The sequence below is a fragment of the Pseudomonas sp. GW821-FHT05H12 genome (assembly GCF_059419385.1).
This window is the reverse complement of record NZ_JBWKRS010000074.1, coordinates 1-9,862: the sequence shown is the minus strand read 5'-3', so window position 1 is coordinate 9,862 and position 9,862 is coordinate 1. Positions and strand designations below refer to the sequence as shown.

Annotated in this window: 7 protein-coding genes; 5 read left to right on the top strand and 2 right to left on the bottom strand. The window is 60.5% G+C overall.

Annotation, left to right across the window (positions count from 1 at the left end):
- The first annotated feature begins 365 nt into the window (after nt 1–365).
- Together AC07SU_RS30490 and AC07SU_RS30485 are read left to right on the top strand one after the other, a co-directional pair.
- A complete protein-coding gene (locus AC07SU_RS30490) occupies nt 366–1,283 on the top strand; it encodes a hypothetical protein (protein WP_494999220.1) in 918 nt (305 codons plus the stop codon).
- A gap of 251 nt (nt 1,284–1,534) precedes the next feature.
- Nucleotides 1,535–1,972, top strand: coding sequence for a carboxymuconolactone decarboxylase family protein (locus tag AC07SU_RS30485; RefSeq protein WP_176999025.1), 438 nt, complete (start codon nt 1,535–1,537; stop codon nt 1,970–1,972).
- A 38-nt stretch (nt 1,973–2,010) separates the two neighbouring features.
- On the opposite strand, the gene AC07SU_RS30480 is transcribed toward AC07SU_RS30485, so the two are convergent.
- Together AC07SU_RS30480 and AC07SU_RS30475 are read right to left on the bottom strand one after the other, a co-directional pair.
- Nucleotides 2,011–4,164, bottom strand: a complete 2,154-nt coding sequence (locus tag AC07SU_RS30480) for a TonB-dependent siderophore receptor (RefSeq protein WP_494999219.1) — start codon at nt 4,162–4,164, stop codon at nt 2,011–2,013.
- Nucleotides 4,165–4,784: 620 nt separating this feature from the next.
- Nucleotides 4,785–5,681 carry a helix-turn-helix domain-containing protein gene (locus AC07SU_RS30475; protein ID WP_494999218.1) on the bottom strand — a complete coding sequence of 299 codons (897 nt, stop codon included), beginning with the start codon at nt 5,679–5,681 and terminating at the stop codon, nt 4,785–4,787.
- A 139-nt stretch (nt 5,682–5,820) separates the two neighbouring features.
- On the opposite strand from AC07SU_RS30475, the gene AC07SU_RS30470 reads away from it, so the two are divergent.
- Genes AC07SU_RS30470 through AC07SU_RS30460 form a run of 3 tightly spaced genes read left to right on the top strand, consistent with a single transcriptional unit; the run spans nt 5,821 to nt 9,581 of the window.
- Entirely contained in the window at nt 5,821–7,179 is a 1,359-nt protein-coding gene (locus AC07SU_RS30470) for a glutamine synthetase family protein (protein WP_176999028.1), read from the top strand.
- Between the two features lie 24 nt (nt 7,180–7,203).
- On the top strand, nt 7,204–8,292 hold the full coding sequence (locus tag AC07SU_RS30465) for a polyamine ABC transporter substrate-binding protein (RefSeq protein ID WP_494999217.1): 1,089 nt from the start codon (nt 7,204–7,206) through the stop codon (nt 8,290–8,292).
- Entirely contained in the window at nt 8,289–9,581 is a 1,293-nt protein-coding gene (locus AC07SU_RS30460; RefSeq protein ID WP_494999216.1) for an NAD(P)/FAD-dependent oxidoreductase, read from the top strand. Before AC07SU_RS30465 ends, AC07SU_RS30460 begins: the two co-directional genes overlap by 4 nt.
- Nucleotides 9,582–9,862: the final 281 nt, after the last annotated feature.

Below are 9,862 nucleotides of genomic sequence, written 5' to 3'. Positions count from 1 at the left end.
GATGGCGCGTGGCGGCGGCCCCCCAAATACCTGTCGGATTACGGGCACACCGAGCCTAGGCGAGGTGCCGAGTGTTGAGGCAAGAGCCCTTTGGTTACTTTGGGGCTCTTTTCCAAAGTGACCCGCCGTAAGGGCGGAACCATAAGCCGCCATCACCCAAACAACGGATATGTACTAACCCCCCATCAAACAAACCGATCTCCCAACTCGGTGCCTTGCCCAGACAGCCCACAAACAAAAAACCATGGGAATTCTACTGACGCCAAGCTTCAGTAAAGTCTTAGTCGTGTGGGTACCTTGTCTGGCAGCTAGCGCAGGCGCAAGCCTTCTACCATGGGTAACTATTCCATAGAAGGTGTGTACTTATGCATATTCAAAAAACGCCATTTATCTCACCAGCACAGCCCGCATCTTCTCTCCATAACCCCCCTGTCTCAGCCCCACCCCGAAGCATTGAAATAACATCCACCACAACGTCGGATGCCGGCGAAACCTCCAAGTTGGACAAGGTCAGCGACCCAAAGCTAGAAATTAAAAAAGAGGCCACGTCGCCGAATGGGCTGTATCAAGTAAGTTACTCACTGTCTGCGCCGGGCGCAGGTTTGACCAATATCACCTTTCCAATCGTTATCGACGAAGGCCTCCAAAGGAAATCGGCCAAGGACGGAGGGGTTTATTACGCGATGCAATTCGACATTAATAATGAAAAAGGCAAACGCTTAGGGGGCGGCTACATCGGGATACAGCCGCGTGGAGATGGCAGGGCACTCATTACGTTCTCTGGATTTGGTCCACATTTTAAAGCGCCGCAAGGAACCTCCGAGGCGGATGGGGGTAAAGGGGGCAGCAACAGCACAATGGTGGATTTCAAGTTCGGCAATAAATACAACCTCACGATAGAGCGAGACCCTGAGAACCCCAAGAGGCTGAGCGGATACATTCAGGATGTGACAGACCCTGGTAATCCTGGGCCCAAGCAACATGTAAAAGACCTTGATGTTGATCAGAACGTTGCGTTGTCCGGTAGGAATATCGGTTTTGTCGAGCAATACGGTGCGAAAATAAACCGAAGTTCTCAGGTTGCCTCGACTCAAGGTAGTTTTTCTGCGCCTTTTACTACCGATGAAAACGGCAAGACCAAGGTCGGAGCGATTAAAGGCCTGGGTTTGTATGGCCGGTACAAGAACTCGATAGTCGGCAGTCAAACGGTGACCAAGGAAGCCGGAGTCGGCAAAGAGATAAAGTTTTCTTTTCAGGGTGTAGGTTATGAAAAGAACACCTGATGTGTGATTAGTGGAGGCTGTATTTAAACTTTAAAACTGGGCGGACTCATGCAAGTGAGGCCTCCCAGAACAGTTTTGCGAGGCTGTGCGCCTCAGCACAGGTGGCCAGTACCGAAGCAATGCGCTGTTCCCCATCAGGTTTGAGTCAGTCCATCACATTGGTCACCCATTCTTCCCCCAAATTGGATATTCCTCCCCCAGGCCCCGATGACTAACCTAGCCATCAACCCCCACTGTCCTGGAGCACCACCATGCAAACCCGTACCGACTTCTACACCGCCTCCCCAGACGCCATGAAAGCCATGCTCGCCCTGGAAGCCGCCACCAGCAAACTGTCCATCGAACTGCCCCTGCTGGAACTGATCCGCCTGCGCGTATCGCAGATCAACGGCTGCGCCTTCTGCCTCGACATGCACACCGCCGACGCCCGCAAAGGCGGCGAAACCGAGCGTCGCCTCTACACCCTGTCCGCCTGGCGCGAAACCCCGTTCTTCACCCCCCGTGAACGCGCTGCACTGGCCTGGGCCGAAAGCCTGACCCTGATCAGCCAGACCCACGCCCCGGACGAAGACTTCAATGCCCTGGCCGCCGAATTCAGCGCTCAGGAACAGGTCGACCTGAGCGTAGCCATCGCCACCATCAACAGCTGGAACCGCCTGGCCATCGGCTTTCGCAAAATGCCTAAATAACCCCACCTCCTGTGGGAGCCGGCTTGCCGGCGATGGCGTCAGAAGTTCACCGAAGCACTCAGGCGTGCCGTCAGCGGCGCGCCCTGGAACAGGTAGTCATCGCCCAGGTATTCGCCCGCGTCGCGCCAGTAGCGCTTGTCGAACAGGTTGTCGACGCTCAGGCGAAACACCGTTTCATAGCCGTCAACCTTAGTGGTGTAACGGCTGCCCACATTGACCACCGCGTAATCCCCCACTTCCACATTGCCGGTGCGGTTGGCGTATTTCTTGGCGCTGTATTGCACACCGCCCAGCACCGCCAACCCGTTCACCCACGGCAACGCATAATCGGCATACACACTGGCACGCAGCTTGGGCACGTTGATCGCTTGGTGGCCTTCATACTCCGGCGTACCGCTGCCGGTCACCCGTGCGCGAATCGCGGCCACACTGGTTGCGATCTGCAAGCGGTCGGTGGCCCAGCCGTTGGCCGACAATTCCAGCCCGGTGTTTTTCTGCTCACCCTGTTGCACGTAGGTGAAGAGACCGGTGCCGTCGGGCTTGGCGTACTGGTAGGCCTGGCGAGTCTGGAACAGGGCGGCGGCGAAGCTGATGCGGCGCCAGTCGTATTTCACGCCGGTTTCGATCTGGCGTGAGGTGGTCGGGGCCAAGGTTGTGCTGTTGTTGGTCGCGAACCAGGGGGCGGTGCCGCCCAACGACAAACCTTTGCTGTAGCTGGTGTACAGCGAGATATTTTCCACTGGCTTGTAGATCAACGCGGCCTGGGGCAGGAACACGTATTGCTGGGTGTGACGCGTCTGATCGCCAGTGGTGCCGTCGAAGGCCTTTTCATCCAGGCGCACTTCGCGGCCACCCACGATGGTTTGCCATTGCTCGTTGAATGTGATGCGGTCGGTGATAAACAACCCGTATTGGCGGCTGTCGAGGTTGCGATGGCTGTCGTTCAACGGTTTGTCGGTTGGCGTGAAGCTCGGTGCATCTTCGTTGATATTGCCGCTGCCGATGTACTCGTTGACTGCTTCGCGCTTGTCGACCACCCGGCGAAACGCGCTGGTACCAAAGGTCAGTTCGTGGCCCAGGCCTGCTGTGTCGAACAGCCCGGTCATGGCCGCCTGCACTTCATCGTCCCGGCGTGTGTCGTCGGGGCTGCGGTAGTCGTAGATGTCGTAGTCACCTTCGGGGCTGAAGGTGTTGGCGTTGCAAGTCCCTACGTAATAACAGCCCCACGCAAACGAACTGTAATCATCAATCACCACCTTGCTGCGCGCCGCACTGACGCTGCCTTTCCACTGGTCACTGAAGCGGTACTCAAACTTGCCGTTCAGGTTCAGCGAGTCGATACCCACCTGATGGGAGCCAGCCTGGTGCCCGAGCAGTTTTTTCGGCGAGGCGTCATGGGGCACTTCGGTGCCGCCGAGCAGTTGATAGCCCGGCACCGAACGCTGGTTTTTGTTCTGGTATTCGGCGTCCAGTTGCAGCAAGGCGTCGGGGCTGATGTTCCAATCAAAGGCCAGGGACACGAAATCGCGCTGGCCGTTGGCGTGTTCCACGTAGGAATTGAGGTCTTCGTGGGCCACGTTGGCGCGCAGGCCGAACTGCTGTTCGCTGCCAAACCAGCCGCCGACGTCGGTCGCCACATAACCGCTGCCCCGGTCGTCGGTGGACACCGTTACCGAGCGCACATCTTCGGGGCGCTTGGTCACGTAGTTGATCACGCCGCTGGGCTCGGAAATCCCGCTTTGCAGGCCGGCCAGGCCTTTGAGCACTTCCACTTGCTGCTTGTTTTCCAGGGCGACGTTCTGCTCCCCGGTGATGGTGCGCCCGTTGATCTTGTAGCTGCTCGCCGCGTTCAGCGAGAAACCGCGCACCACGAAGTTTTCGTAGTAGCCGATGGGCGCGTAGCTGTCGCCCACCGAGGCGTCGTTGCGCAGCACTTCACTGAGCAGGCGCGCTTGCTGGTCCTTGAGCATGGCCGCGTTGATCACCGTGATCGAGGCCGGGGTATCCCGCAGTGGCGCTTCGTCGAAGCCGGCCACCGAGGCGTTTGAGTTGCGGTAGCCGGATTCATCCTGGCCCTGGACGTTTACTGCCGGTAGTTCCAGTTCTGCGGCGAAGCTGCTGCCGATACCGCCTGTGAGCAGCAGGCCGAGGGCGAAACGTGAAGGGGCGAACGGACGAAAACGCAACACCATGGGGTCGGGCCTTAGAGCACAGGGGCAGAGGAGGGCGCATAAGCTAGGTGGATCGACGGGGTTTTACAAGTTATTGAGAATGGTTCTGTCGCGCCACAGGATCAATTTTGGGAGATGGCTTGCCTGCGAAGGCGGTATGACGGGCTACTAGGATCGAGTGCATATCCGTTACTTAGGTAACGGCCACTTAGGGTTCCGCCCTGACGGCGGGTCACTTTTGGAAAAGAGCCCGGAATGCCGGCCCAGCCAAAAGTAACCAAAAGGGCTCTTGCCCCAACACTCGGTGCCTCGCCTAGGCTCGGCATGCCCGAACGAAGGCTTGAATCCGTGGGCCGCCGCCACGCGCCATCCATGGCACGGGGCGGCTAACCCGGCGTCCTGCCGGGTTACCCACGAATTCAAGCCTGCGTTCGGCCAGCGTGTTTGACGGGGCGCCTAAGATCAAAAGCAAGAGCACGGCGGCCTAGTAGCCGACCTGAGTGGTTGGATCAAAGGCAGGTACGTGTAGGAGTTGGCTTGCCGGCGATGCAGGCACCTCGGTGAAACAGGTACACCGCGTTGATGCCATCGCAGGCGAGCCAGCTCCCACAGGGGATGTGCATTGTCAGAGGGATTGCCATTCAGAGGGCGCGTTTGAGGGTTTCGCTCGGCAGTTCCTGGAACAGCGCCCGGTAGCTGTTGGAAAACCGCCCCAGGTGCCAGAACGACCAGTTCATCGCCACTTCGGCGACGGTGGTGTCACTGGCACTGAGCAGTTCGCGCCGTGCCCCGTTCAGCCGGCGCAACCTCAACCACTGTGCCGGGCTCATGCCGGTGTAGGTCTTGAACCCTTGCTGCAACTGGCGCAGCGGCACCCCGGCAATTTGTGCCAGCTCCAGCAGGTTGACGGTCTCGTCCGGCGCATCCGCCGCCCATTCGCCGATGCGCGCCATCAGCCGGCGTTCTTCACTGCGCTTTTGCAATGAGCTGCGGTCCAGGCACACACAAGCGTTGTCGAGGATAAACAGGCAGTCGTCGAGCAGTTGTTGGGTGAGGGTGTCGCGGCTGACGGGGTCGATCACCGTGGACAAGCGCGTCAGCGTCCCACTGAGCCAGCGGGTGAACAATGCGTTCTGCTGGCAGGTCAGCGGCGCCATGAACAGGCCTTCGAGTTTCGCCACGTCCAGGCCCTGGCGCTGCACGAATTGCGGGCCGAACACCACCGCCACTTCGCGGTAGTTCTCGGGGGTGATCCAGGTGTTACGGCTTTCGCCATTGAGCATGTACAGCGCGTTGTCGCTGCCGTCGAAACAGAACGCCAGGGCACCGGGCGGGGCATTGAAATGCTGCTCGACGCGGGTGTTCATGCACTCTTCGTACACCTCCACGCCCTGCAGGTCGAGGTAGCGGATCTGCCCGGCGAAATGCCCCGGGGACATCTGCTGGTACTGCTGCACCCAACCGGGTGTCGCATTGCATTGGGCGGCTACATCACCGGTGGTGAAGGCCTGTACGCGCAAGGCTGTTGCCTGTGTCATGGGTGATCCGTGCGCACTCTATTGGTGCGTTGTGGTTCGTGCAAAGTGGATAGATGCCGTTTGAAGGCCGGCCCAAGATAGACCTCAATGCGCCAGGAGTACAAGCCGGCGCATGCACCCAACCCATGACGAGGTCCTTATGAACGCCCCCTTCGATCAGCTGTCCGCCTGGCTGAAAGAACACAAGATTACCGAAGTCGAATGCGTGATCAGTGATCTGACTGGCATCGCACGCGGCAAGATTGCGCCCACCAACAAGTTCCTGCATGAGCGAGGCATGCGCCTGCCGGAAAGTGTGCTGCTGCAAACGGTGACCGGGGACTTTGTCGACGACGATATCTACTACGACCTGCTGGACCCGGCCGATATCGACATGGTCTGCCGCCCGGTGTCCAACGCGACTTACGTGGTGCCGTGGGCGATTGAGCCCACCGCGATTGTGATCCACGACACCTTCGATAAACAGGGCAACCCCATCGAGCTGTCGCCGCGCAACGTGCTGAAAAAGGTCCTGCAGCTCTACACCGATCAAGGCTGGCAGCCGATTGTCGCGCCGGAAATGGAGTTCTACCTGACCCAGCGTTGCGAAGACCCGGACCTGCCGCTGAAAACCCCGGTAGGCCGCTCCGGCCGCGCCGAAACCGGGCGTCAGTCGTTCTCTATCGACGCCGCCAACGAATTCGACCCGCTGTTCGAAGACGTCTATGACTGGTGCGAAGCCCAGGGCCTGGACCTCGACACGCTGATCCACGAAGACGGCCCGGCGCAGATGGAAATCAACTTCCGCCATGGTGACGCCCTGGACCTCGCCGACCAGATCACCGTGTTCAAGCGCACCCTGCGCGAGGCAGCCCTCAAGCACAACGTGGCCGCCACCTTCATGGCCAAACCGGTGGCCGACGAGCCGGGCAGCGCCATGCACCTGCACCAGAGCGTGGTGGACATTGCCACCGGCAAGCCGGTGTTTGTCGATGCCGACGGCAACAAAAGCCAGCTGTTTTTGCACCACATCGGCGGCTTGCAGAAGTACATCCCCAAGCTGCTGCCGATGTTCGCACCCAACGTGAACTCGTTCCGCCGCTTCCTGCCGGACACCTCGGCACCGGTCAACGTGGAGTGGGGTGAAGAGAACCGCACCGTCGGCCTGCGCGTGCCCACTTCCAGCCCCGATGCCATGCGCGTGGAAAACCGCCTGCCGGGCGCCGATGCCAATCCCTACCTGGCCATTGCGGCTAGTCTGCTGTGTGGCTACCTGGGGATGATCGAGCAGATCGAACCGAGTGCGCCGGTGGAAGGCCGCGCCTACGAGCGCCGCAACCTGCGCCTGCCGTTCACCCTCGAAGATGCGTTGGCGCGCATGGAGGACTGCGACACGGTCAAGCGCTACCTGGGCGACAAGTTCGTGCGCGGCTACGTCGCGGTCAAGCGCGCTGAGCATGAAAACTTCAAGCGCGTGATCAGTTCCTGGGAGCGTGAGTTCCTGCTGTTGAGCGTCTAAAAAAACCAATAAAGGGGTGTCGATATGCGTCTTGTGAAAAAGCTTCTTCCGCTGGCTCTTGTCGCGGCGTTCAGCAGTGCCGGCCAGGCCGCTCAAACGGTGAGCGTCTATAACTGGACCGACTACATCGGCGAGACCACCTTGGCCGACTTCCAGGCCAAAACCGGGATCAAGGTGATCTATGACGTGTTCGACTCCAATGAAACCCTGGAGGGCAAGCTGCTCGCCGGGCGCACCGGCTATGACGTGGTGGTGCCGTCCAACCACTTCCTGGCACGCCAGGTGAAGGCCGGGGCGTTTCTCAAGCTGGACCGTGCGCAGTTGCCTAACTTCAAGAACCTGGACCCCAAGCTGCTCAAGCTGCTGGAGAAAAATGACCCGGGCAACGCCCACTCGGTGCCGTACCTGTGGGGCACCAACGGCATCGGCTACAACGTCGACAAGGTCAAGCAGGTGCTGGGCATCGACCATATCGACTCGTGGGCGGTGCTGTTCGAGCCAGAGAACATCAAGAAGCTGAACCAATGCGGCGTGGCGTTCCTCGACTCGGCCGATGAGCTGTTCCCGGCGATCCTCAACTACATGGGCAAGGACCCGCGCAGCGAGAACCCCGAGGACTACAAGCAGGCCGAAGCCAAGCTGCTGACGCTGCGGCCGTACATCACCTATTTCCATTCCTCCAAGTACATCTCGGACCTGGCCAACGGTGACATCTGCGTGGCCTTCGGTTATTCCGGCGACGTGTTCCAGGCGGCCAACCGCGCCAAGGAAGCCAAGAACGGCGTGAACATCGCCTACTCGATTCCCAAGGAAGGCTCCAACCTGTGGTTCGACCTGCTGGCGATTCCCGCCGATGCCAGCAACCCGAAAGAAGCCCATGCCTTCATCAACTACCTGCTCGACCCTGAGGTGATCGCCAAGGTCAGCGCCTCGGTGGGTTATGCCAACGCCAACCCGGCGGCCAAACCGTTCATGGCCCCGGAACTGGTGAACAACCCTGAGGTGTACCCGTCCCAGGAAGTGCTCGACAAACTCTACATTTCCACCACGCCCACCCCGGCGACCATGCGCCTGATGACCCGCGCCTGGAGCAAAGTGAAGACCAACAAATGATCGCGTCCAACGACCACGCCCGTTCCTATTACCGGGCTACGGCCAACGCCATGCAGCAGCGCCTGTCACTGGGTGCCGACCTGAGCGCTGATGTGTGCGTGATCGGCGGCGGGTTCACCGGGGTGAATACCGCCATCGAACTCGCCCAGCGCGGGCTGTCGGTGATCCTGCTGGAGGCCCGGCGCATTGGCTGGGGCGCCAGCGGGCGCAACGGTGGGCAGTTGATCCGTGGCATTGGTCATGACGTGTCGGGGTTCGCCAAGTACGTGGGCGAGGAGGGCGTGCGTTACCTGGAGCGGGCCGGGATCGAGTCGGTGGAGTTGGTGGGGCAGCGCATTCGCGATCATCAGATCGACTGCGACCTGCGCTGGGGCTTCTGCGAGCTGGCGAACACGGCGGCGCAATTCGCTGCGTTCAACGCTGAGCAGGCGCACCTTGCCGCCCTGGGCTATGCCCATCAAACCCGCCTGGTCGGCCCGCAGGACATGCAACAAGTGGTCGGCTCTACGGTGTACGCCGGTGGCCTGGTGGACATGGGCTCCGGGCACCTGCACCCGCTGAACCTGGTGCTGGGCGAGGCCCAGGTGGCCGAGTCCCTCGGGGTGCTGATCTATGAGAACACCGAAGTGCTGGAGCTGATCCATGGCGAAAGGGTGCAAGTGCGCTGCGCCGGCGGCACGGTGCGCGCTGACACGCTGGTGTTGGCCTGCAATGCCCACCTTGAGGAGCTGGAGCCGCGCCTGAGCGGAAAGGTGCTGCCGGCGGGCAGCTACATCATCGCGACCGAGCCCTTGTCAGCGGAACTGGCCAACCAGTTGATCCCGCAGAATCTGGCGCTGTGCGACCAGAAGGTCGGGCTGGATTACTACCGGCTCTCTGCCGACCGTCGCCTGTTGTTCGGCGGCGCCTGCCATTACTCCGGGCGCGATCCGGCGGACATCGCGGCCTACATGCAACCGAAGATGCTCAAGGTGTTCCCGCAGTTGGCCAATGCCGCCATCGAGTTTCAATGGGGCGGCAAGATCGGCATCACCGCCAACCGCTTTCCCCAGGTGGGGCGGTTGAAGCAGTACCCCAACGTGTTCTACTCCCAGGGCTATTCCGGGCATGGGTTGAACGTGACCCACTGGTGCGCAAAATTGCTGGCCGAAGGGATTCACGCCGGCCACAGCACCGGCCTGGATATCTTCAGCCAGGTGCCACACATGACCTTCCCGGGCGGCAAGGCCTTGCGCTCGCCGCTGCTGGCGCTGGGCATGCTCTGGTATCGCCTGAAGGAATTGGCCTGAAACCCCTGTAGGAGCCGGCTTGCCGGCGATCGCGGTGGTTCAGTCGACTGATGCGGTGGCTGATACACCGCCATCGCCGGCAAGCCAGCTCCTACATTTGGATCTATGCCTGGCCGGGAAGCTGGGTGCGCCACTGATCCCCTGTAGGAGCCGGCTTGCCGGCGATCGCGGTGGTCCAGTTGACTGATGCGGTGGCTGATACATCGCCATCGCCGGCAAGCCAGCTCCTACATTTGGATCTATGCCTGGCCGGGAAGCTGGGTGCGCCACTGATCCCCTGT

Bases quoted from the DNA above. Each gene is read 5' to 3' on its own strand.
- AC07SU_RS30485 (WP_176999025.1), top strand. From the start codon at position 1,535: ATGCAAACCCGTACCGACTTCTACACCGCCTCCCCAGACGCCATGAAA.
- AC07SU_RS30490 (WP_494999220.1), top strand. From the start codon at position 366: ATGCATATTCAAAAAACGCCATTTATCTCACCAGCACAGCCCGCATCT.
- AC07SU_RS30465 (WP_494999217.1), top strand. From the start codon at position 7,204: ATGCGTCTTGTGAAAAAGCTTCTTCCGCTGGCTCTTGTCGCGGCGTTC.
- AC07SU_RS30480 (WP_494999219.1), bottom strand. From the start codon at position 4,164: ATGGTGTTGCGTTTTCGTCCGTTCGCCCCTTCACGTTTCGCCCTCGGC.
- AC07SU_RS30475 (WP_494999218.1), bottom strand. From the start codon at position 5,681: ATGACACAGGCAACAGCCTTGCGCGTACAGGCCTTCACCACCGGTGAT.
- AC07SU_RS30470 (WP_176999028.1), top strand. From the start codon at position 5,821: ATGAACGCCCCCTTCGATCAGCTGTCCGCCTGGCTGAAAGAACACAAG.
- AC07SU_RS30460 (WP_494999216.1), top strand. From the start codon at position 8,289: ATGATCGCGTCCAACGACCACGCCCGTTCCTATTACCGGGCTACGGCC.